Origin of the sequence: Exiguobacterium sp. AT1b, assembly GCF_000023045.1 — a bacterium.
GTDB lineage: Bacteria > Bacillota > Bacilli > Exiguobacteriales > Exiguobacteriaceae > Exiguobacterium.
On the sequence record NC_012673.1, the window covers coordinates 932904 to 957037 of the forward strand.

The 24134-nt window shown below is 51.6% G+C and carries 20 protein-coding genes and 1 riboswitch; of the genes, 5 read left to right on the top strand and 15 right to left on the bottom strand.

Features of this window, described 5'->3' with window-relative positions:
* Positions 1–7: 7 nt before the first annotated feature.
* The 4 genes from EAT1B_RS04945 to gatC all read right to left on the bottom strand — a co-directional run bounded on the left by EAT1B_RS04945 (position 8) and on the right by gatC (position 4257).
* Positions 8–1006 carry a diacylglycerol kinase gene (locus tag EAT1B_RS04945; RefSeq protein ID WP_012727038.1) on the bottom strand — a complete coding sequence of 333 codons (999 nt, stop codon included), beginning with the start codon at positions 1004–1006 and terminating at the stop codon, positions 8–10.
* 63 nt (positions 1007–1069) lie between these two features.
* Complete coding sequence (gene gatB / locus EAT1B_RS04950; protein ID WP_012727039.1) at positions 1070–2500, bottom strand: Asp-tRNA(Asn)/Glu-tRNA(Gln) amidotransferase subunit GatB; 1431 nt, start codon at positions 2498–2500, stop codon at positions 1070–1072.
* Between the two features lie 12 nt (positions 2501–2512).
* Positions 2513–3955, bottom strand: a complete 1443-nt coding sequence (gatA, locus tag EAT1B_RS04955) for an Asp-tRNA(Asn)/Glu-tRNA(Gln) amidotransferase subunit GatA (RefSeq protein WP_012727040.1) — start codon at positions 3953–3955, stop codon at positions 2513–2515.
* Between the two features lie 11 nt (positions 3956–3966).
* On the bottom strand, positions 3967–4257 hold the full coding sequence (gene gatC, locus EAT1B_RS04960) for an Asp-tRNA(Asn)/Glu-tRNA(Gln) amidotransferase subunit GatC (RefSeq protein ID WP_012727041.1): 291 nt from the start codon (positions 4255–4257) through the stop codon (positions 3967–3969).
* A 214-nt stretch (positions 4258–4471) separates the two neighbouring features.
* On the opposite strand from gatC, the gene EAT1B_RS04965 reads away from it, so the two are divergent.
* Positions 4472–6175: a methyl-accepting chemotaxis protein gene (locus EAT1B_RS04965; protein WP_012727042.1), complete on the top strand. Its 1704-nt coding sequence runs from the start codon at positions 4472–4474 to the stop codon at positions 6173–6175.
* A gap of 40 nt (positions 6176–6215) precedes the next feature.
* Here EAT1B_RS04965 and EAT1B_RS04970 read toward each other — a convergent pair whose 3' ends face one another.
* The 3 genes from EAT1B_RS04970 to EAT1B_RS04980 all read right to left on the bottom strand — a co-directional run bounded on the left by EAT1B_RS04970 (position 6216) and on the right by EAT1B_RS04980 (position 9320).
* A complete protein-coding gene (locus EAT1B_RS04970) occupies positions 6216–7577 on the bottom strand; it encodes a sodium:alanine symporter family protein (RefSeq protein WP_012727043.1) in 1362 nt (453 codons plus the stop codon).
* Between the two features lie 488 nt (positions 7578–8065).
* Positions 8066–8503 carry a thioredoxin-dependent thiol peroxidase gene (gene bcp, locus EAT1B_RS04975; protein WP_012727044.1) on the bottom strand — a complete coding sequence of 146 codons (438 nt, stop codon included), beginning with the start codon at positions 8501–8503 and terminating at the stop codon, positions 8066–8068.
* 13 nt (positions 8504–8516) lie between these two features.
* Positions 8517–9320, bottom strand: coding sequence for a hypothetical protein (locus tag EAT1B_RS04980; protein ID WP_012727045.1), 804 nt, complete (start codon positions 9318–9320; stop codon positions 8517–8519).
* Positions 9321–9491: 171 nt separating this feature from the next.
* Here EAT1B_RS04980 and pruA point away from each other — a divergent pair, with 171 nt between their 5' ends.
* Positions 9492–11036, top strand: coding sequence for an L-glutamate gamma-semialdehyde dehydrogenase (pruA, locus tag EAT1B_RS04985; RefSeq protein ID WP_012727046.1), 1545 nt, complete (start codon positions 9492–9494; stop codon positions 11034–11036).
* A gap of 38 nt (positions 11037–11074) precedes the next feature.
* Here pruA and EAT1B_RS15615 read toward each other — a convergent pair whose 3' ends face one another.
* From EAT1B_RS15615 to EAT1B_RS05015, 6 genes are all read right to left on the bottom strand, one after another.
* On the bottom strand, positions 11075–12310 hold the full coding sequence (locus EAT1B_RS15615) for an HD domain-containing phosphohydrolase (RefSeq protein WP_012727047.1): 1236 nt from the start codon (positions 12308–12310) through the stop codon (positions 11075–11077).
* 124 nt (positions 12311–12434) lie between these two features.
* On the bottom strand, positions 12435–12899 hold the full coding sequence (gene ribE, locus EAT1B_RS04995; protein WP_012727048.1) for a 6,7-dimethyl-8-ribityllumazine synthase: 465 nt from the start codon (positions 12897–12899) through the stop codon (positions 12435–12437).
* Between the two features lie 5 nt (positions 12900–12904).
* The gene (locus EAT1B_RS05000) at positions 12905–14080 is read right to left on the bottom strand and encodes a bifunctional 3,4-dihydroxy-2-butanone-4-phosphate synthase/GTP cyclohydrolase II (RefSeq protein ID WP_012727049.1); all 1176 of its coding nucleotides are present in this window, start codon (positions 14078–14080) and stop codon (positions 12905–12907) included.
* On the bottom strand, positions 14080–14721 hold the full coding sequence (ribE, locus tag EAT1B_RS05005) for a riboflavin synthase (protein WP_012727050.1): 642 nt from the start codon (positions 14719–14721) through the stop codon (positions 14080–14082). The genes EAT1B_RS05000 and ribE (EAT1B_RS05005) overlap by 1 nt, the downstream gene beginning before the upstream one ends.
* Positions 14721–15785, bottom strand: a complete 1065-nt coding sequence (gene ribD / locus EAT1B_RS05010) for a bifunctional diaminohydroxyphosphoribosylaminopyrimidine deaminase/5-amino-6-(5-phosphoribosylamino)uracil reductase RibD (protein WP_012727051.1) — start codon at positions 15783–15785, stop codon at positions 14721–14723. The genes ribE (EAT1B_RS05005) and ribD overlap by 1 nt, the downstream gene beginning before the upstream one ends.
* A gap of 153 nt (positions 15786–15938) precedes the next feature.
* Positions 15939–16081, bottom strand: a riboswitch (FMN riboswitch).
* A gap of 80 nt (positions 16082–16161) precedes the next feature.
* Positions 16162–16974: an undecaprenyl-diphosphate phosphatase gene (locus tag EAT1B_RS05015; protein ID WP_012727052.1), complete on the bottom strand. Its 813-nt coding sequence runs from the start codon at positions 16972–16974 to the stop codon at positions 16162–16164.
* 451 nt (positions 16975–17425) lie between these two features.
* Between EAT1B_RS05015 and EAT1B_RS05020 the strand changes: the two genes are divergently transcribed.
* Positions 17426–18067 (top strand): homing endonuclease associated repeat-containing protein, encoded by a 642-nt coding sequence (locus EAT1B_RS05020; protein WP_012727053.1) that lies wholly within the window; start codon positions 17426–17428, stop codon positions 18065–18067.
* Positions 18068–18112: 45 nt separating this feature from the next.
* Here EAT1B_RS05020 and EAT1B_RS05025 read toward each other — a convergent pair whose 3' ends face one another.
* Positions 18113–19792, bottom strand: a complete 1680-nt coding sequence (locus tag EAT1B_RS05025; protein WP_012727054.1) for a GGDEF domain-containing protein — start codon at positions 19790–19792, stop codon at positions 18113–18115.
* A gap of 286 nt (positions 19793–20078) precedes the next feature.
* Positions 20079–20912, bottom strand: coding sequence for a DegV family protein (locus tag EAT1B_RS05030; RefSeq protein WP_012727055.1), 834 nt, complete (start codon positions 20910–20912; stop codon positions 20079–20081).
* 160 nt (positions 20913–21072) lie between these two features.
* On the opposite strand from EAT1B_RS05030, the gene EAT1B_RS05035 reads away from it, so the two are divergent.
* Both EAT1B_RS05035 and EAT1B_RS05040 read left to right on the top strand, forming a co-directional pair.
* A complete protein-coding gene (locus EAT1B_RS05035; RefSeq protein WP_012727056.1) occupies positions 21073–21771 on the top strand; it encodes an ABC transporter ATP-binding protein in 699 nt (232 codons plus the stop codon).
* A 12-nt stretch (positions 21772–21783) separates the two neighbouring features.
* Entirely contained in the window at positions 21784–24105 is a 2322-nt protein-coding gene (locus EAT1B_RS05040; protein WP_012727057.1) for an FtsX-like permease family protein, read from the top strand.
* The last annotated feature ends 29 nt before the right edge of the window (positions 24106–24134 follow it).

The following is a 24134-nucleotide window of genomic DNA, read 5'->3' on the forward strand; positions in this document are numbered from 1 at the left end:
TATCTTTTCACTCTGCTTTATCGAGCGAAACATTGAACAATTGCTTGATCATCTGTTCGCGTTCATATTGTGCATTCAAATCTTCCATCTCGCGGATTCGAGCGTTCGGTGCGAGCACCGTCAAGTGACGGAACAAGTTCCGCATCTCACCTGTGCACTCCCCGCCATACTCGCCGTCGATGTTTAGACTCATCGGCTCGGTCGTCTTCATCCGGACGCGGCTCGTCTTCACATGCTCGACGAGTGAGCTGGATAAATGCTCACCCCGGAGGAGAAGGCGGACGACGTGGATGAATTCGAACAAGTTACATTTCCGAAGGATAAATAAATCAAACAATCCGTCATTCAACGACGCGTGTGGTGAGATTTTTTCAAATCCACCGACCGAGTTCGAGTTCGATGTGAGGAAGACCATGACCTCGCCTTGGAACGTTCCTTCATCGTGCTCAAGTTCGATATACGTCGGTTTGATGAGTGGTAGTTTCTCCATTCCCTTCACGTAATAGGCGAGCTGTCCGAGTGCCGTCTTCAACTTCGATGGCACTTCATACGAGAGCTCGGTCATGATACCACCACCGGCGATATTGATGAAATAGTGGATGTCACCTTTCTCGCCTTCGATTTCCCCAAGGTCGACCGGCATCTCGAATCCGTCACAGATGACGTCGAGTGCACCGACCACACTTAGTGGAATCCGCATCGCCCGGGCAAAGTCGTTCGTCGTCCCGACCGGAATGAGTCCGATCGTCGGACGATTCTCTAGCGGGGCGAGCCCTGAGATGACTTCGTTCAATGTCCCGTCTCCGCCTGCGGCGATGATGAGGTCGAACTCGGCCGCTGAGGCCCGTTTTGCTTCGAGCGTGGCATCACCAATCGCTTTCGTCGCATACGTCGACGTCTCATAACCCGCATCCTCGAGGCGGTTCAAAATGTACGGGAGTTCCCGTTTGATCACTTCTTTACCAGATGTCGGGTTATAAATGACCCGCGCACGTTTCCGTTGCATATTGATTCTCTCCCCTATGCTCAACTCGAGCGAAAAGCGAGACACAAGTGTCTCGCCGCCTGCTTAGCGTTTTGCGATCTCTTCGTGGAACAAGCCATCGAGGAGTGCCGGGTTCGCCATCCCTTTCGTCTGTTTCATGATTTGGCCGATGATGAAGCCTTTCGCACGGTCTTTCCCGTTCTTGAAGTCTTCGATCATTTGCGGATGCGCCTCGAACAATTCGAGGATGTAGCCACGGAGTAAGTTCTCGTCCGAGATTTGGGCGAGTCCGTTCGCTTCCACATACGCTTTCGGCTCAGCGCCTTCTTCCATCATCGCCGTGAAGACACGCTTCGCGATTTTCGATGAAATCGTCCCTTCCGCAATCAAGCGGATGAGCTCAGCGAGTGATTCCGGTGTCAACTTCATCGTCTCGACCGTTTCATCCGACTTGTTCAAGTGACCGAGCACTTCACCCATGAGCCAGTTCGCTGCCGCTTTCGGCTCCGCACCGGCCGCTGTCGTCGCTTCGAAGAAGTCCGAGAACTCACGCGTTGACGTGAGGGCTTTTGCGTCGTATGCCGAGAGACCGTATTGGCTCATGTAGCGTTCACGACGAGCTGCCGGCATCTCTGGAATCGTCGCGCGGATGCGCTCTTTCCATGCCTCATCGATTTCGAGACGGACGAGGTCCGGTTCTGGGAAGTAACGGTAGTCCGCTGCCCCTTCTTTGACACGCATGAGAATCGTCTTTTTCGCCGCTTCGTCGTAACGGAGCGTCTCTTGACGCATGACGCCACCAGAGAGAAGCAATTTGCGATGACGCGTCTCTTCATAGTCGAGTGCCTTTAAGACGTTTGAGAACGAGTTCAAGTTCTTGAGCTCTGTCTTCGTACCGAACTTCTCCTGCCCGAATGGACGGACCGAGATGTTACAGTCACAGCGAAGCGACCCTTCTTCCATCTTGACGTCCGAGACGCCAGCGAACGAGAGGACTTCTTTCAAGCGCTCGAGATACGCGACCGCATCTTTCGGTGAGCGCATGTCTGCTTCACTGACAATCTCGATGAGTGGTGAACCGGTCCGGTTGAAGTCGACGACCGAGTGTTTCTCGCCCGTGTGGTTCATCTTCCCGGCATCTTCTTCTAAATGCACGCGCTCGATGCGGAATCGTTTCATCTCTCCGTCCACTTCGACGTCGACGTGACCGTTTGAACCGATTGGCTTATCAAACTGCGAGATTTGATACGCTTTCGGCGTGTCTGGGTAGAAGTAGTTCTTGCGGTCGAACTTCGTATCTGTCGCAATCTCACAGTTGAGTGCCATTGCCGCTTTGATGGCGAGGTTGACCGCTTCTTCGTTCAATTTAGGCAAGACGCCCGGGTGTCCGAGACAAATCGGACACGTCTGTGTATTCGTTTCGGCACCGTAAGTGCGTGAGCAGCCACACCAAATCTTCGACTTCGTGCTCAGCTCGGCGTGCACCTCGATCCCGATGATCGTTTCAAAGTTCATCGTACGTCCTCCTTAGAGCTGTGGCATCTTGAAACCGCCGTTTGCTTGTTCAAAAGCATGGGCCACGCGGTAAAGTGTTGATTCATCAAAGTAGTTCCCGATAATTTGAAGACCGACCGGGAGACCTTCTGAAAGACCTGCCGGAACTGAGATAGCCGGGATACCGACCAAGTTGACCGGAATCGTCATGATATCGTTCGCGTACATCGTGAGCGGATCGTCGAGCTGTTCCCCGAGTTTGAACGCTGTCGTCGGAGCAGTTGGTCCAACGATGGCATCATACTCTTCGAACACTTTCGCGAAGTCCTGCTTCATGAGGGTACGGACTTGTTGGGCTTTCTTGTAGAACGCATCGTAGTAACCAGAGCTGAGGGCATATGTCCCGAGCATGATCCGGCGTTTGACCTCGTCCCCGAACCCTTGTTCACGCGAATATGTGAACACTTCGTCGAGCGTGTCCGCTTCGGCGCGACGTCCGTAACGGATACCGTCGAAACGAGCCAAGTTTGAAGAGGCTTCTGACGAGGCGAGCAAGTAGTACGCCGAGAGGGCATACTTCACAGACGGAATCGAAACCGTCTCAATCGTCGCACCGAGAGACTTGAGCGTCTCGATCGCTTTTTCAATCTGTTCACGGACACCAGGCGCGACACCTTCTGCCATGAATTCTTCTGGAAGTGCGAACTTCATGCCCGTCAAATCCTGGTTGAGCGCTGCCGTATAGTCCGGCACCTCGACTTCAGCCGACGTCGAGTCCATGTCGCAATGACCCGCAATCGTATTCAATAAGTAAGCATTGTCTTCGACCGTGCGCGTGAGCGGGCCGATTTGGTCGAGTGACGACGCGAAGGCGACGAGACCGAAACGTGAGACGAGACCGTATGTCGGCTTCATCCCGACGACACCACAATATGCGGCTGGTTGACGAATCGAACCACCCGTATCCGAACCGAGGCTGAAGAGGACTTGCCCAGCTGCGACCGATGCCGCTGAACCGCCTGAAGAACCTCCTGGTACACGAGTCGGGTCCCATGGGTTACGGACAGGCTTGAACGCTGAGTTCTCGTTTGATGAACCCATCGCGAACTCGTCCATGTTCAACTTCCCGATTGTGAGGGCACCGGCGTCATGAAGACGCTCGACGACCGTCGCATCGTGTGCCGGGACGAAGTTCTCAAGGAACGTCGAGGCACATGTCGTCCGCATCCCTTTTGTGACGATGTTGTCTTTCACACCGATCGGCATCCCAAAGAGCGGGTTGTCTGACATCTTTGCGAGCTCATCCATGCGCTTCGCTTGCTCGAACGCATCCTCATTGAGCGTCAAAAACGCACCGATTTGATCATCAGTCGCTTCGATGCGGTCGAACGACTCTTTGACGAGGTCCGTGACCGTGACTTCGCCTTCTTTTAATAACGTATGCAGTTTCGCTACACCGTGGTCAAATAAACTCATGAAAGGCCTCCTTACTCAAAGACTGCAGGGACACGGACTTGACCGTTCTCCCAGTCAGGTGCCATCCGTTCGACTTCCTCACGTGGAAGCGATGGACGGACCTCGTCTTTGCGTAGTACGTTTTTCAAATCTAGGGCATGGGTCGTCGGTTCGACGCCCGTTGTATCCAGCTCATCGAGTTGCTCGGCAAACTCGAGAATTTTTGTCAATTGCTCCGTGAAGTGCGTCACTTCTTCATCCGTGATCGCAAGTCGGGCAAGTCCGGCGACGTGCCGAACTTCAGCTTCTGTAATACGAGCCAAAATTCCCACCTCCAACAGTTTTCAATACATCGTTCATTATCATACCACTTTTTCATAAGACAAAAAAGGAAATCTATCTTGTGAGAAAATGTCTCCTTTTTGAGAAACTAGGGAAATCTTCTCCGAATATTGACCCGCTTTCGAAATCAGCTATACGGTCGATGTGCGATTCTGATTATGCTAATGGTAGAAAAGATTCGTAAGGAGGAATCGTATGTCGATTCGGAATAAACTCATCACTGCGTTTAGCATCATGTTTGTGCTGCTCCTCGGTGTAAGCGGTTACTCTTGGTATGCCTTGAACGCATCAAAAGCAGCCCAAGAAGACATGACCATCTCCTGGGTGCCAGGCATGGACCAGATTCATCAAGTCGATAAGCAACTGCTCGAAATCCGTCGTCATTTGATTCGTCACGCTCTCGTGGATGACGCGGTGACGAAACAAAACATCGAACGGGACATTCAAGCATCCGTCGCCATTTTGGAACAACGGATGGACGGCTATGAAGCGACGATTATCATGGAAGAAGATCAACAGCTCTTCGATGAAGCCCGTGCGAATTGGGATAACTTCCAAACGGTCATGAATGAACTCATTCGTATTTCAAATGAAGACGGTACAGAGGCCGCAGAGGCGTATATTCGCGATACGGCAACGGCAAGTGCCGATACGCTTTCGAACTCTCTCGGTCTTCTCGTCAACTTGAACCGTGAAGCGATTCAGTCGGACACAGCCGCAGCAGCTAAGATGTTTGAGCAAGTTCAGATGACGCTCTTCATCGTGCTCGGCGTCGCGGCTGTCATGACGATCCTCATGATGCTCTTCATCTTCCGCTCCATCTTCGAGCCGCTCAAAGAGTTCAAGACGAAGATGCATGAGCTCGCCACGAGCGATGGCGATTTGACGACATCGATTCCTGTGAAGCGCCGTGACGAGTTCGCCGGACTCGCACGTGACTTCAACCAGTTCATCGCCAACTTGCGTCAGTTGATTCTTCAAGTGAACGACGTGACGACAGGAGTGACGAAGCAATCTACTCATATGTATGAAGAGTTGAAAGAACTCGACACGTATATGACGACGACCGCTGCGACGACAGAAGACTTGACCGCCGGTATGCAACAGACGGCTGCCAGCGCGCAAGAGATGAACGCATCAGCCTCGGATATGGAGCGGACGATTCATCACATCGTGACGATGGCCGATGAGCGAAAAACCGAAGCGAGACAAATCGATGAGCGTGCCCTCTCCCTCAAATCACATGCGGTAGAGGCGAAAGAGAATGCCATCAGCGTCCTTCAGTCGACACGTACGAACTTAGAGAAAGCGATGCAAGATGCGAAAGCCGTGCGTGAGATCGCGACGCTCACGAACGACATCCTCGACATCGCCGCGCAGACGAACCTCTTGTCACTCAATGCATCGATTGAAGCGGCTCGTGCCGGAGAGGCCGGACGCGGATTCGCCGTCGTCGCCGACGAGATTCGAAAACTCGCCGAAACGAGCCGGGCGACCGTCGAACGCATTCAAGTCATCTCGACGACCGTCCTTCATTCGGTCGACCATTTGAACGAGAGTTCTGGACAGATGCTCCACTTCCTCGACACGAACGTCTTGAAAGATTATGACCAACTTGAAGAGGCAGCCGGACAATATAGCGAGGACGCAGGTCGCTTCGAAACGACCGCGACCGAGTTCGCCGCTGCTGCCGGGGAGCTCGAACAATTGACGTCTAACATGATCGGCGTCATCCAAGACGTCGCAACGACCGTCAACAACGGGGCACTCGGTACGCAAGAAATTGCTGAAAAAGTGACGATGTCCGTCGAACGTTTCGCCGAGTTGAATCATGCGACGGAACAGTCGCAACAAAAGATGGAAGAACTTGATTCACTGATTCGCCAATTCAAGGTATGACAAAAACCCGCCGACACGTGTAGTCCGGCGGGTTTTCTCATCAAGCGGCAGATGACTGCCGTTCTTTTTTCCGTTCGAGTTCGAATCGTTTTGTCTCGGCGACGACCACACCTGAGAGAAACAAGAGTCCAATCAAGTTCGGGATAGCCATGAGACCGTTGAACACATCCGAGATCGACCAGATCAAATTCAAGTTCGTCGTCATCGCACCGAGTCCCGCGACTAAAATGTAGAGGACACGATACGGGACGATCACTTTTTCCCCGAGTAAATAATACGCTGAACGTTCACCGTAATAACACCAACCGAGGACGGTCGAATAGGCGAAGAAGACAAGCGAGATCGTCACGATGATTTCGCCAATAGGTCCTAAGAAGTAAGCGAACGAGGCTTGCGTCAAGGCAATCCCTTCAAGCCCTTCCGTATATTGACCACCCATAACGATCGTGAGTCCCGTGATAGAACAGACGATGAGTGTGTCAATCAACACTTGTGTCATCGAGACGAGTGCTTGACGTCCCGGGAAGTCGGTCTTCGCTGCCGCGGCCGCAATCGGTGCAGATCCAAGTCCTGCCTCGTTAGAGAACACACCGCGCGCGACCCCGTAGCGAATCGCGGCACCTAATGCACCCCCACCGATGGCTTCGGCACTGAATGTGCTCGAGAACATCGTCGACAAGGCACCTGGTACCAATTCAAGGTTCATGATGAGAATCACGAGCCCGCTCCCGACATATGCGAAAATCATGAACGGGACGAAGATTCCGACGACTTTCCCGATTGATTTGACACCACCTAAGATGACGAATGCCGTGACCGCCATCATGACGATCCCTGTCACAACCATTGGGACGTTGAACGAATTGTTCAAGGCGAGACTGATCGAGTTCGTCTGGACTCCGTTCCCAATCCCAAAGGCTGCGACCGATGCAAAGACGGCGAACAAGACGCCGAGCCATTTTTTCTTCAAGCCGTGTTCTAAGTAGTACATCGGACCCCCGGCAATTTCGCCTCGTTCATCGACGACACGATATTTGACGGCAAGGATGGCCTCCGCATATTTCGTCGCCATCCCGACGAAACCAGATAACCACATCCAAACGACAGCACCCGGTCCCCCGAGGACAATCGCCGTCGCGACACCGACCATGTTTCCGGTACCGACCGTGGCCGCCAATGCCGTCATAAGTGCTTGGAAATGCGAGATGTCCCCACGTTGCTTTTTCTTCGGTTGTTCTGGTTTTGGTATAAATGCCTCTTTCAGACCGACCCCAAGTCGCGTCACTTGGATAAATCCGAGACGGACTGTCAAGAAAATCCCTGTCCCGACAAGTAATATGAGTAAATGTGGCCCCCATACGAGATTGGATAAACTCGTCAGCCAACTTTCAATTTGATTCACCGTGTTGCTCTCCTCCTACGTTCTTGATTTGAGCGCTCTCCCTATATTTTTCAGAACATTCACAATCGAGTCAAGGTAGCCTATATTAAGAAAACGCTTTCAAAGCGTTATATAATTGTAATATTTTCCCTGAACCCTTGTATCTAAAAGAATCTTAAAATTTATTTCGAAATATGATTGTAATATATCTCAGAATCCATAAACAGCGATTTTACAATCCATACGAATCGTTGATCGATAGACTGTACCTCAACGAGAAATCGATTCGTCGCGAAAGAAAAAACTGCTCGTGGCGGCTTTAGAGCAATGACCAAGTACAGCTAGGCGAGACTCCTGAGTGAATAGCAAGCAGCGACCGAAAGTCGCGATGTAGCTCACTGCTTGCCCCTAGGAAAGCGAGCCGTGCCTAGCTTGGGTACAAAAAAGACTGTAGACCTATATTGTCTACAGTCTGAAACCGCTCATGACCTTGCCTTCAGTTTCTCGTTTTACGAACGAATGGCAGCCACGACTTCTTCGACGTGCCCCTTCACTTTGACGTTGCGCCACTCCTCTTCGATATAGCCGTCCTCGTTGATCAAGAAAGTCGAACGGACGATGCCGTAATATTCTTTCCCGTAATTTTTCTTCAACTGCCAGACGCCGTAAAGCTCGGACACTTCATGATCCTCGTCGACGAGCAAATCAAATGGGAGGTCATTCTTGGCGATAAAGTTTTGATGTTTCTTTTGACTGTCGGCCGATACCCCAAGGACGACCGCGCCTTCCATCTTCGGCAACGCATCGCGGAAATCGCATGCCTCCGTCGTACAACCAGGTGTCGAATCTCGAGGATAGAAGTATAAGACGACTTTCTTGCCGAGATAGTCCTTTAATGAAACCATTTCTCCATTTTGGTTCGGTAATGAAAATGTTGGTGCGAGCATCTGCTGTTCCTCCTTAGCCAAACGACGGGTCGACGAGTTGTTCGTCAAAGCCATCGATTGCTTCTTCTAGTTTTGTCTTTAACGGGTCAAGCACTTCGATATACTCGACTGGATCTTCCGTTGCAGCCGCTTTTCGGAGCGTCTCCTCGTTACCCGTGTACCACGTCTCATACGCTTTGAAATAGTCGGTCATGATGGTTTGGTTCTCCTCGACCGTCAACGTTTCCGCCATGAGTAGGAAGACGTTATTGTCTGCCTCGAGCGCCATATAGTCCGTCTGTGCGTTGACTCGGTCATAGATCGGACCAGCCTCATCTTCCGGAATCTCGGCGAGCCGGGCGTTCGCTTCAGCATTCACTCCGTACTCGTTCGCCTGGACCCCGATGAGCAACTCCCCGACCTCGGCAATCACGTCTTTCGGTAAAGCGGCCGGCGTGATGACGAGTGACCACTCATCCCCTTCCTTCACGGCTACTTTACTGAGCCGGTTCGGGAGCGGGTTCCCTTCTTCATCGGTCATCTCATGGACAAGGAACGCCACGTCTTCCTCTTCATTCACCCAGCTCTTATAAATCTCACCAGGGGACAATTGACGGGTGACAGCCCCAGTCGCCGGAATCTCAGTCAACCGGCCAGCATAATCGATCGAGGCGAGTGCCTCGGCATCTCCAGACTCGAGCGCCGTCTGATAGTCTGCGTACACTTCCGTGACAGCGTCCGGCAATGCGCGGTCTGTCTCTTCTACCACCGTCTCTCCCTCGTTTCCACATGCCCCGAGCATGAGGACAAGGAGTAGCGGAATGAACCATTTTTTCATGTTGTTCGTCCTTTCTAAAGCCGTGTTCTCCCCCATCCTACCATGACTCGATTTCTCGCTCCAATGCCATGTGTTTCTGGAAAATTGTTTCACTAGGATTTCTACGATAATTTCGATACAATACAGACGTAAGCGCTTTAACGCTCAACATCACTTTAAGGGGGAACGAGAATGATTCCATACAAACATGAACCATTCACAGACTTTACACAGAAAGAGAATGCCGATGCGATTCAGGCGGCAATCGAGAAAGTGAACGGTGAGCTCGGGAAAGACTATCCGCTCGTAATTGGTGGGGAAAAGGTTACGACGGAAGGTAAAATCACGTCTTACAACCCGGCTAACAAAGAAGAAGTGATCGGTCGCGTGTCAAAAGCGAACCAAGAGCTCGCAGAACGTGCGATGCAAGAAGCACTCACAGCATTTGACTCATGGCGCCATGTCGACCCGGCTGTCCGCGCAGACGTCTTGTTCAAAGCAGCGAACATCGTCCGCAAACGTAAGCATGAGTTCTCGGCTTACCTCGTCAAAGAAGCAGGTAAACCGTGGAATGAAGCCGATGCGGATACAGCGGAAGCAATCGACTTTATGGAATATTATGCACGTCAAATGCTCGAACTCAAGCCAGGTAAGAAAGTCGAGAGCCGTCCAGGCGAATACAACCGATATGACTACATCCCACTCGGGGTCGGGATCGTCATCAGCCCATGGAACTTCCCGTTCGCAATCATGGCCGGTACAGCGGTTGCGGCCATCGTTGCCGGTAACACGATTCTCTTGAAACCAGCTTCGACGACGCCGATCGTCGCTGCGAAATTCGTCGAAGTGATGGAAGAGGCAGGTCTTCCAAAAGGCGTACTCAACTTCATCCCAGGTCCGGGTGCAGAAGTCGGGGACTACCTCGTCGACCATCCGAAGACACGTTTCATCAGCTTCACAGGATCGCGTGATGTGGGACTCCGCATCAACGAACGTGCCTCTAAATTGAACGAAGGTCAAATTTGGCTCAAACGCGTGATCGCGGAAATGGGCGGAAAAGATACGATCGTCGTCGACGAATCAGCCGACCTCGAGCTCGCTGCTCAATCGATCGTGAAATCGGCATTCGGTTTCTCTGGTCAGAAGTGTTCGGCTTGTTCACGTGCCGTCATCGTCGACAGCGTCTATGATACGGTACTCGACCGCGTCGTCGAACTCACGAACGAACTCTCTGTCGGAAACACAGAGAAGAACGAACACTTCATGGGTCCGGTCATCGATGCATCGGCCTTCAAGAAGATCACATCGTACTTCGATGTCGCAAAAGAAGAAGGGCGCATCGTCGCAGGTGGGAAAGCGGACGACTCGACAGGCTACTTCATCGAACCGACTGTCGTCGCAGACGTCGACCCGAAAGCACGTCTCATGCAAGAAGAGATTTTCGGACCAATCGTCGCCTTCACGAAAGCGAAAGACTTCAAAGAAGCAATCGATATCGCGAACAACACAGAATACGGCTTGACAGGTGCGGTCCTCACACGTGACCGGATGAATCAAGAATATGCTCGCCAAAACTTCCACGTTGGGAACCTCTACTTCAACCGTGGTTGCACAGGCGCAATCGTCGGCTATCAGCCGTTCGGTGGATTCAACATGTCAGGTACGGATTCAAAAGCAGGTGGCCCGGATTACATCCAACTCCACATGCAAGCGAAAACAACATCTGAAACGTTCTAATCAAAAAGGAGACGTTCCCTCGGGGAGCGTCTCCTTTATTAGTGGGCTTTAAATGTCTGATCGAACATAATGGCGATTTCTTCTTGATGTAGCAGGAATAACTCGAACAAGGTCGGGTCGAACGCCCCTTCCATATCTCGCATCGCAAGAATCGCATCCTCATGAGAATAGGCCGGTTTATACGGGCGGACCGTCCGCAGCGCGTCATAGACGTCGATGATGGTGACGATTCGAGCCGCAAGCGGGATGTCCTCCCCTTTCAGTCCTTGATTGTACCCCGTTCCGTCCCAACGTTCGTGATGATACAGTGCGATGTGATAGGCCATTTGAATGAAGTAGTTCTGAGGGAACTGCATCTGCAAATCTTTCAACACTTCGCCGCCGACACGCACGTGGTCGCGCATGAACACCCATTCCTGGTCGGACAGTTTATTTGCTTTGAGTAAAATCGCGTCCGGAACAGAGATTTTGCCGATGTCATGGAGCGGTGCCGCGAGACGGATCCCTTCGATGAAGAGCGGCGTGGCGTCCGGATGATGGTGATCGTATAAAATCGTCGCGAACAACGTCGACAGATCTTGCACCCGCTCGATATGGTTCCCCGTCTCGTTGTTACGGAGTGCGGAGAGGCGTAACAGGGTGCGGACAAGCCCCTCTTGATAATCGATCAACTCTTTTTCGCGCTCGGCAAGGACACGTTGCGCTTCTTCCCGTCCCGCCTCGATACGGTGTCGCTCGACCGCACCGAGTAGCGCATTGCTGAAGTCTTGTAGTGCCTGTTGTTCATACTCCGTGTACGTCCGTTCCGAGATGACGGAATCAAACCCGACAAATCCCTGACACGACTTTCCTTGCATCATCGGGACCGCGAGCAAACTTTGAATCGCTTGCGGTTCTAAGATGGCGCGGACGGCGCTTCCTTCAGGTAGATCGGCGACCCGTGGAATATACATCGTCTCACCTGCCACATGGGTATTCACCCACTCGGGCAGCACATCAATCGGCACGTCTTGAAGATTGTCCATTTCAGCCGTGATTCCTTCAGCGCACCATTCGAATGTGTTGTGGCAGACTTGATTCGTAAAATCGTAATCGAAGACATAGACGCGGTCGACCGCGAAATAATGTCCGAGTTCGGCTAGCGATTGGTCAACCCGCTTTTTGAAATCCGCAATCTCTGTTGTCAAAAAGCGATTGAGGAGTGACGAAAGCAGGTGATGGAGTCGCTCTTGTTGTTGTAACTGTAACGTCAATGATTCGTGCGAAGTTGCCATGTGCCAAACCTCCCTTATCGTTCAAATACATGCATTCATTCCATGCACTTATTTTACCCAATTTTCAGTTTTTTTATCCTAGTTTATCCATTTGAAAAACCGGGTGGTCGCCACCCGGTTTTGATTAGACTTGCTTTAACAGATTGGCCATCTCGATGGCGGAAGTCGCCGCTTCCCACCCTTTGTTACCTGCTTTTGTTCCCGCACGCTCAATCGCCTGCTCAATCGTCTCCGTCGTCAACACACCAAAGATGACCGGGACTTCGGATTGATAGCTCGCCTGGGCGATCCCTTTTGCCGCTTCGTTACAGACGTAATCAAAATGCGGGGTCGCACCACGGATGACGGCTCCGAGCGTGATGACCGCGTCGTATTTTTTGCTCATCGCCATTTTTTTCGCGACGAGGGGGAGTTCAAATGCACCCGGGACGAACGCAAGCGATACATCCTCTTCTTTCACCCCATGACGTCTCAAGGCATCCTTCGCCCCGTCAAGCAGACGCATCGTAATCAAGTCGTTGAACCGTCCGACGACGATTCCAATCTTTAATCCTTCTCCAACCAAATTTCCTTCAAATGTATAGGTCATGTCCATTATCCTCCAATATGATTCATTTTGAGTTGTTTCGTCAGCCGATACGATTCGTTCGCTTCATGCGCACCGACATGAATCGGAACGCGTTCGACGACCGTGATGCCACAGGATTCCAAGGCATCGACTTTCTCGGGGTTGTTCGTCATGAGCCGGACATGGGTGACGCCAAGGTCACGCAGCATCGCCGCGCTCACTCGGTAGTCCCGAAGGTCCGGATGCAATCCGAGCGCCACATTCGCCTCGACCGTGTCCAATCCGTTCTCTTGAAGGGCGTACGCCTTCAATTTGTTCAACAGTCCGATGCCTCGCCCTTCTTGACGCATATAGAGCACGATGCCCGATTCCTGCTCGATTCGTGTCATCGCCGCGTCGAGTTGCGGTCCGCAGTCACATCGGAACGAGCCGAAGACGTCACCGGTCAGACACTCGGAATGAATGCGAACGAGCGGGACTTCTTCGAGCGTTTCCGTCACGAGCGCCACATGCTCTTCACGATCCATTCGATTCTCATACCCCATCATGCGAAACGTTCCTTTCGAGGAAGGTAGAGACACGTCCGCAACACGTGTGACGAGGTTCGTCTCCATATATCGAACGATCGCTTCGATGGTGATGAATGCCAACCCGTGGCGTTCGGCGACTTGGACTAAATCCGGTACGCGCGCCATCTCCCCGTCTTCTCGAATGATTTCACAGATGACTGCGACCGGCTCACTTCCTGCGAGTCGCGCCAGGTCGACGGACGCTTCGGTATGACCTCGTCGAACGGAGACGCCTCCCTTTTTCGCAATCAACGGGAACAGATGTCCCGGACGTTGAAAATCGGACGGACGGGACGATGGGTTCGCTAACTCACGAACGGTGTGAGACCGTTCACTCGCCGAGATGCCAGTCGTCGAATCGATATGGTCAACACTGACCGTGAAGGCGGTACCGTGTGGGTCCGTACTGTTCGTTACCATCGGCGCGAGGTCGAGACGAACTGCCACTTCTTCTGCGATGGCGCTACAGACGAGCCCTTTCCCTTCCGTGATCAAAAAGTTCATCGTTTCCGGCGTCATCTTGTCACCGAGTACGACAAAGTCCCCTTCATTCTCACGGTCCTCGTCATCCACGACGATGATGGGACGCCCTCGTCTCAGTTCCTCAATCGCCAGTTCAATCGAATCAAACATTACCATCCCGCCTTTCCATATCCTTGTTCTGTCAAGGACTCGAGCGTCATCTTCGACTGCCCGACGACCTTTTCCATATATTTTGCTAACAGATCACATTCTAAATTGACTAAATCACCCGTCTGTTTCATCCCAAGCACGGTCTCGCTGTACGTGTGCGGGATCAAGGACAAGGTAAACCCACGTTCCGACACGTCAAACACGGTCAAACTCGTCCCATCTACACATATCGAACCTTTCGGGACGATGTAGGAAAGGAGCGCGCGATCACATTGGATGTCGATATAGACGGCATTCGCGAGCGGTCGTTTCTTCGTGATGCGCCCGACCCCGTCGACATGTCCGGATACGAAATGTCCACCAAACCGTCCGTTCGCCGGCATCGCCCGTTCGAGATTGACTTGTGTTCCCGGCTTGACCCCATCTAGGCTCGAGGCCTTCAACGTTTCTGGCATGACATCGACTGAGAACGTCGCGTCATCGAACGTCGTCACCGTGAGGCAGATCCCATTCACGGCTATGCTGTCCCCGAGCTTCACATCGTCAAGCACTTTCACAGCGGACAAGACGAGTCGTAAAGACGGTCCGTTGCGCTTGACCGCTTTGACCGATCCGATTTCTTCTACGATTCCCGTGAACATCAGAGCGCCCCCTTTCGAAGGACGACTTTTAGGTCGGGACCAATCGTTTCAACCTGATGGATTGTAAAACGGGATATCCCATCGATCGTCCCTTCCTGCTGTGAGCGATAGACGCCATGTTTTCCACCGAACACCCGTGGTGATTGATAGGCGACCCATTCGTCCACGTAGCCTCCATCAAGAAGGGAAGTGACGAGCGTCGGTCCGGCCTCGATCAACACACGCCCGATTCCATTTGCGTATAGCGTCTCAAGAACCGTACCGAGTGACGTGTAATCGAATAATTCGATTCCGGCGGCTTTGGCTCGTTCACGTCGTTCGGCTTCATCTGACGAAGTGAAGAGGAGCACCGGGACGTCTTCGGCGGTACGTGCTAACGTACTGGCGAACGGTAACCTAAGGTCACGGTCGAGCACCACTCGTTTCGGCTGACGCGTCACGCGGTCCAATCGAACCGTGAGCGATGGGTCATCCGCGAGCACCGTGCCAATCCCGGTCAATATCGCATCGACCGTGGCACGAAGTTCATGCACATCACGACGGGCTTCTGAACTCGTCACCCATTGACTCTCCCCCGTCTCTAAGGCGACTTTGCCATCGAGACTCGTCGCCGTCTTCAAGATGACGTATGGTCGTTTCGTTTCAAGCGACCGCAAGAACGCCGGATTCAAGGCACGCGCTTCCGCCTCAAGCAACCCCACATCGACTTCGACACCGGCCGCTTGCAGACGCATGATCCCGTTGCCTGCGACGAGCGGGTTCGGATCTTTCATGGCGATGACGACGCGTTTGATACCCGATTCCACAATCAGATCGGCGCACGGCGGTGTCTTGCCATGATGTGAGCACGGTTCGAGCGTGACATATAAGGTCGCCCCATACGCAGCCGCACCGGCCATTCGGATCGCATGCACTTCAGCATGTGGTTCGCCCGCCTTAAGATGGGCACCCATCCCAACGATGCGTCCGTCTTTCACGAGAACGGCACCGACGAGTGGATTGACGCCGGTCTGTCCATCGGCTGATTTCGCCAATTGAATGGCCTGTTCCATGTACTGTTTCATCGTTCTCCCTCCTTTTTCCGTACAAACAAAAGACCCTAAGGAGCGGTCCTTAGGGTCTTGGTGGGAGGGTTTCGTCGACTTTTTGGCAAGCCAAATAAACGTTTTCTATACAGAAAAGCGTACGACGAAGAGCAGGTCACGCGGACCTGTTTTTTGTTCCTTCTCCCATCCAGACTATACTGTCGGCTCTAGAGTCTCACTAGATCCACCGTTCGCACACGTGCGCCCGGGTCACGGACTTAGGGCATGGGCCCATCACCGCCGGTTGGGAATTTCACCCGACCCCGAAGGAATATTTGTTTGTACACGTTTACTGTATCGCAATTGTTTTTATTTCGCAAAACAAAAAACGCTACTCGTGAGAGTAGCGCCTCGATTATGCGAGAAAGAGGACGACGAGAAGCCCAGCAATCCAGCAGTAATATGAGAAATACTTCAATTCGCCTTTTGCCATGATGTGCTGGAACCACTTCAACGAAATGGCGGTCAACACGTATGAGGCGATGAATGCCAAGAGGAGCGGACCGAACAAGTCACGCGTGTCCGGGTTGGTGAACAACGTCGGGCCGTCCAAAATCATCGTCCCGAGACTGATCGGAATGAACAGGAAGAACGAGAATCGAAGCGCCGACTCCTGTTTGATCCCAAGGAGCATCGCCATGACGATGGTCGCACCGGAACGGCTGATTCCGGGAATGAGTGCCACAGCTTGGGCAAGTCCGATCAACACGGCGTCGCGTAATGTGATGCCACCATCGCCCTTGTTTCCTCGCATGTTCCGAATGAACCAAAGGGCGAGTCCTGTGATGATGAGCGTATAGCCGACTGTCGCCACGCCACCAAGTACTTCTCCAATCCAGTCTCCGAACAGGACGCCGAGCACACCGGCTGGAACGGTCGCGACAAGCAACAATCCGATGAATTTCACATCGACCATCGTCTCATCCGACCGGTCTTTCTTAAATAAAAACGTCCATAGACTCATGATGAGACGAACGACGTCTTGACGATAGATTGTTAAAACCGCAAGAAGCGATGCAAAGTTTACGAAAACTTCAAATGACAATCCCGGCAAGTCGATGTTAAATAGTTCTTGGAAGATGACAAGATGTCCGCTCGATGAGATCGGAATCGGCTCTGTGAACCCTTGAATCAATCCAAGTAACGTATAAAATAACCAAACTGTCATAGTGATGATCCTCTTTTCTGTTTTTTGCTCAATGCGGCTATTTTAGCAGAATCGGTCTTTCATTGACCAGCTTATAAATTTTTTTGACGTAATTTCAATATTTGATTGATTAGTCTGAAAATTAAATTTATTATAGAAGGGTACTCATCTGGAGCGAAGGCGATGACCCCAACTCTCCAGTTGGGTACTTTTTTATAAAAATATTACATTTTTGGGTGATTAAAACTTTATGTTTACATTTCTCACGAAATTCGATTTAATTTGTAATAGAACTGTTACCATTTTTTGAAATTATCAACTGCGACTTTAGTCCTATCCAATTCCTAGGAATTGTTTAAAATTTTTCAAAATCACGTTAATAAATCCGAAAAACAATCCGATAGTATGATTGTAGGAGCATTTTTTTATCTTTGTCGGTTCAGATTTGAGTCCACGGAAGGAGGAACCATCATTGAGTCAAACGCTATCCACTAAATCCCATCACTTGTCTACCGAACAGCAAAGGATGATCCATTGCATTCGTCTTCTCGGGGACTTGTTGAAGGAACGTCCACGCCGTTCTGTCTATCGCCGCTTCGCAATGGAACAGAATTGGCCGTCTCCCGAGTCGATCATTCGTCAGTTCGGGTCATGGGCTGAGGCACTTGCCATCGCAGGCTATGAATGGCATGGAGAGTCAACCGTCGAATTGCCAGACAAAATGCCGAAGTATACACGCGAGGACATCATCGAGACGCTCGCCATTTATTCGCGAGACATGGGCTCGATCATCACCTTGAAGAAGTATCAGCAATGGCGAAAGCTCCATCCGAAGGCACCGAGCCATTACCATATCGTCAAGACGTTCGGTTCGTGGCATGATGCCTGTGCCGAGGCTGGTCTTGAGGCGAGTGTGACCTATTCGAAAACAGAACTCTCGAACGCTCTTCGTGAAGCCATTCAAGAAATGGGCTTCTCGCTCTCATTCGAAGCGTACCGTGAATGGGCAAAACGGAACAACAAACCTTCGACGAAAGCGATCTTGCATCGCTATGGCTCCTGGTCAGCCGCCGTTCATGCGGTTGAATCTGAACTTTATAATACGAACTCATAATCATTTCATACAAAAGGAGGGTCCCCCAATCGGTGGATCCTCCTTTTATCTGACTTCAGTCGATAGATCATGATAGTGGGCGACACGATCTCGACCGTTGAATTTCGCCCCGACATACATGGCCCGGTCCGCATGTCGCAAAACTGTATCGAGGTCTTCATATTCATAAATCGTTTCGATCCCGATACTCGCCGTCACCGTGATACGCGTCCCTTCCGTCCCAAAATCATGGCGCTTCAAGGCGTCTCGTATCTTTTCACCGACCAGATGGGCGGCCGCCTCATCCATTCTCGGGAAGACGAATACGAACTCCTCGCCTCCATAACGCGTCACCAAGTCCGTCGCTCGGACGCTACGAGTGAAGAGTTGACCTGCTTCAATCAGCACCTCGTCCCCGAACGCATGTCCGTACGTGTCGTTGATTGACTTGAAGTGATCCAAATCAATCAAGAAGACAGAGAGCGGATAGGACGCCACATCGTTCAATCGTTCTTTCGTCCAACGGCGTAACGCTCGCTGATTATGTAATCCCGTCAACGGATCCGTCAAGCTCTCATGTTGCAAACGGTTGCGTTCGTCGATGCGCTCGATGGACCACGATAACGTCTTGAGAAGACGGTTCACCTCAACCGCAATCGGGATCTCGTATGCCCCGTTTGCTGTCGTCGATACCATGCAGCTGACCGCCGTCTCCGCTCCCCAAACGGGTTGGATGACGAGCGCCGAATGATGTAGTTCTTGTTGCTGTTGCTGCAATTCGGGATGCCATTCATGAAGCGAGTCATAAACGAAGCATGGCTCGTCCTCATCTTGATAGCGTTCAATCGTGAAGGCATCCGGCACACTCGGGATGACGCGCCCCGTCATATCATAAAACGTCCGCTCCCCTTTTCGATTGACCTGTAACCATCCTCGTTCCACTTCGACGATATCACGAAGACCGTTCCAAAACTTCTCAATCAACAGTTGCTCGCTGTCCACACGGTACAACTGTTCCTTCAAGCGTTCGACTTGGTCGACTCTCGATTTGGTCTCTTCCGTCTCCGTCGCTTTCGACATCGTCATTTTCAGAACAGATAATATGAAGAACGTGATGATGAGTCCGACATAATCGAAGACGAGATACGACTCGATGGCAATCATCGTGAACAGTAGTTCGAGTGATACGACAAGCCAGTCAAAGCGGATCAGTCGCCACATAATCGGGAACGGGATCCGTTCTCCGACCATGAAGTAGGATAAAGCGAAACTCATCGTCAGGACGAGGAACAAGGTCCCTAAAAACGCCAACATGGCCACGCCTTGTTGCATCAAATGAACGGGCTCTCCGATTCGTCCACCGAGCGCGATATAGGCCAGCCCCGGCAACAAGACGAGCAGACATTCAATCACCGTGTTGAGCGGATAGAAATGAAGGAACCGTCGACGCCCGACGCGACGATTGAAGGCTCGCGCCTGAAACGTGAAGAGGAGCAGTTGCCCCATCAACAGGGCGGGTGCGAGCCCATATAAGAAGAATGTGATAAAGACAAACATCTCATGAAACGTGAAGTGAAGATGCCTGCGCTTTAAGGGATTCATGACGAACAGTGCCCCAAGCGTATAGATGAACCAAAACAACGGCCAGTCGAACGCCTCAAGGTTTTGGAAAGTCAAATACGTCACTCCCGTGAAGACGAGTGTCCACGCGAGCCAGCTCCGAACTAGGTACTTCCGAAATCGCATCGTCTTCTCCCCTTTTCTCGTTCATTTTTTCTAGTATGACCCGTATTGCAAAAACATTCCAGCAATTGTTTGAAAGTTGAGACAATGAAATATTGAAAGAATTCCCAATTCAATGTTTCGTTATGCTAAATGTCGGCAACGACTTGGATAAAGGGGGCTCACCATGGACTTTTCGCTATTTCTGATCATGTTTTTGTTCATCTACTCAATCACCATCACACTTCTTTATCTACGGAAACAAAAAAACACGTAAAAGGGCGGCCCCTCGCAGAAGGACCGCCCTAAATCATGATTTTGCTTTCAGATAAGAAATGCCGATTGACCCTGAGCCCGTATGCGCCCCGAGAAGTGGTGCGAGTGTATCGATTCGAATCGGAATCGTGTCCCCGAGTTGTTTTTTCCACTCTTCGGCAAGTTCAGGGACGTTCCCGTGGAAAATCGAGACGTCCTGACATTCGCCGGACTCGATTGCCGCACGCAACACTTCGAATAAATGAGCCTGCGCCTTCTTATACGTGCGGACCGTTTGATACGGGACAATCAACCCTTCCTCAAATCGGAGCACCGGTTTCAATTGAAGCATATTCCCGATGAGCGCCTTCGATTTAGAGATTCGTCCGCCCTTTTGCATCTGCGTCAAGTTTTGAAGCGTCAATTCGATGCGGACGTCCTCGACGCGCTTCTTCATGTAGGCTTCCACGTCTTCAAGCGCATCACCTCGTTCGACCCGTTCAATCAACTCCTCGAACATGAGTCCCATCGTATAGATGCCTGCCCGTGAATCGAAAGCGAGCAACTTGAACTCCGCAATCTCAGCCCCTTGAACGGACGCCGAATACGTCCCACTCAGGTCAGACGATAGGTGTATCGCGATGCCCATATCGTACTCTTCTTTCAATTTTTCATAGAGTGTGACGAAATCCCCGATCGCGGGCTGACTCGTCGAGACGCGCTCTCCCGCGTCAATCCACTCGTAAACCGTTTTTGCGTCGACTTCGATTCCATCTTTATACGGTTGGTCCCCTTTGACGACATAGAGCGGGACGATGTGGATGTCAGGATGTTGCGCTAATGCATCTGGAAGGACAATCGTACTATCCGTGATATAAGCAATCTTCATAAAAAGTTCTCCCTTAAAAAAGTTTTTAGTACCTGGTTATATTATTTTATCACAGGTGAAGCGGTTTCACTATTTTTTCAAAACATCCTGTGTGCAGCTCGTCCATTCATTTCTCGAAAAGGGTATACCATCTATAACGAGTAAAGGAGGCGTGTGTGGCATGATCGAACTACGGAACGTCAGCAAAATCTATAAGACAGGCGACGTGGAAACGGCCGCCTTGAAAGACATCGACCTCACCATCCGGGATGGCGCGTTCGTCGTGATCCTCGGTCCGAGCGGGAGCGGGAAGAGTACACTGCTCAACGTCATCAGCGGACTCGACACGGTCACCTCGGGTAAAATCACGTTCGGCGACACCGTGCTGACCGACCTGTCCCCCGAACAGATGACGTCATTTCGACGCGACCATCTCGGCTTCATCTTTCAACAGTACAACCTTCTCCAAAACTTGACCGTCTATGAGAACGTCCAAATCGGATCCGACTTGACGAAAGATCCGCTGCCGATTGATGAATTGCTCGAACAAGTAGGGCTCACAGCGGCACGTGACAAATACCCCTATCAACTATCGGGTGGCGAGCAACAACGGGTCTCCGTTGCCCGCAGCCTCGCCAAAAATCCGGCCATCGTCTTTTGTGACGAACCGACGGGATCGCTCGACGAAGAAAATTCGAAAAAAGTACTCGAACTATTGGAACGATTGAACGAGACGTATCAAAAAACGGTTGTCGTCATCACACACAATAATGGAATCAGTGAGATGGCGGACGATGTCATCAAGATGAACTCTGGTCGGATTGTGGAAGTGACCCATCATGAGACCCGGGTCGCGGCACGTGACATCCATTGGGGATAAGGGGGTGGCGACATGCTGTATAAAAACGTCTGGAAGACATTGAGTCGGAAGTGGATGCAACTCCTCGCCATCGCCATCATCATCGTCATGAGTTCACTCACGTACACGATGATGTTCTATGGCATCAGCGGGATTGAGGTCCCGACCGAAGAGTATCTGGAAGAATCGAACCAAGAAGACTTTGCGATTGACATGCTCAATCGGGTGACGGAAGAAGAGTTACGCGACCCCGCTGTCGCCACGCTCGCGGAGACAGGAGCGTTCACATTAGCTGACATCAAACAAGCCGACGCGGAAGTCTTCAATCGTCTGATCGCATCGCGAATCGCTGCCGTCGAACAGGAGATGCCGGATGCCACGATTGAACTCCGTGACTTGAAAGCCATCACCTACACGTTTGATGACACCGAGCATCGGGGAATGATCGTCAAAGAATCAGACACGATCAACCGCTCCTACCTCGAAGCCGGTGAGCGACCGAGCGCGAATGACGAAATCGCTTTGAACAAAAAATATGCAGAAGAGAATGGGATCGACATCGGGGACACGATTGACATCGGCAAACCGTTCACGGTGAGTGGATTTGTCCTCTTTCCGGACTACACGCTCCCCCTGTTCGATGATAACTTCTTCAACTTGGACCCAGGTTCACAGACCCTCCTCCTGATGACGGATGAATCGTTTGAAACATTCGTCGGGCAAGAGTCGTTCCGGCTGTCCGGGGTGACCGATCAACCGATTAAGACCGACCTCGAGCTCCCGTTCGTCGTCTCGGTCATGGAGACGGAGAACATCATTCGAAGCGGTGCCATCTACAGCGAGATTTCATCCGGCAAGGCGATGGCGCTCGGACTCAGTCTCTTTATCGTCTCGATCGCTGTCATCATCGTCGCCATCCTGATCTCGAATATGCTCGAGGCGGAACGAGGACAAATCGGACTATTGAAGGCGATTGGCTACAGTCGTCGTCAAATCGCCTCTCCTTACTTGGTGCTCATCTTGATCTTCGCATTCTTTATGCTCATCATCGGTTATTTCCTGGGACTCTATTTCGCGAACCCGTTGAAAGAACTCTATCTCGACTTCTATCTCTTACCGTCCATCACCATCGCCCAAAGTCCACTCGTGTTCGTGACAGCCGTGTTCGCCCCGCTCCTCTTCTTTGCGCTCGTCGCGGGAGCCGTCATCTATAAAATTATGGGAGAGAGCGCCCTCGCCCTCTTGTCGCCACGGGACAACGTCTCATTGAATCGACTCAGCCGACTCGTCAGTCGACTGTTGAAACGGGCGAGTGGCAAGACGAAGTTCAAATATTTGTATGCCGTCAAGAGCACGGGGAGTTTCCTCATCTTCTTTCTCGGGATCCTCTTCTCGACGATTCTTATTGTTTTCGCCCTCATGATGAACGGGGCCGTCGACCGTATGACCGTCGGCGGATTGAACGAAGCGGTGTATGAATACGAGGCGTATACAGACGGGACACCGGTTTTAGAAGCGGGACAAGAACCGTTCCTCACCTATCCGTTCGCCTTTGTCGAAGATAACCTGATCACCTTGAAGGGACTCGACTTCGACAACACCTTGTTCCCCCTCCGAGACGAAGATGGGGATGCGTTGACACTCGAACCTGACGGCCTTGTCGTCTCTTCCTCACTCGCCCTGAAGCTCGGGCTCGACGTCGGTCAAGACATCGATGTCGCACTCGACGGAGACACGTTGACCTATCCCATCATCGGGATTGCCGATGAATTCTCTGGCGACTTCGCCTACTTGCCTCGGTCGACGTTAAGTGAACTACTCACGGACGGTTCGACGGATGACCTGTTCAACGGCATCTACGCGACGGAACGCCCGAACGAATCGGACTATCCGACCATCCTGTCACGTCAAGGGTTGATCGATCAGTCCGAATCGATCAATCAATATATGAATTTCATGATGAACGTCTTAATCGGCGGGGCGTCCCTCATCGCTTTCAGCATCCTGTTCGTCTTGACGGCGCTGACGGTCGAGAAGAACTATTATGTCATCTCCTTGTTGAAAGTGATGGGATATGAGAAACGGGAAGTCCGCTCCATGATCTTGAATAGCTACTTCATCTATGCGCTTATCTCCGCCCTCTTGAGCATCCCCATCGCCCTGTTGACGCTTCGGGTCATCATCGTCGTCTTTGCAGAAGATTATGGACTCGTGCTCCCACTTGAATTCGAATGGGTCTATATCGTCTATACGCTCGGCGCTGTCGTTCTCCTCTTCTTCATGAGTACGTTCATCAGTCGCCGGAAAATCGATCAAATCCCACTTCAGGAAGTTTTAAAGACGTATCAAGAATAATTCATGCCGAAATAGGGCATAATAAGAGA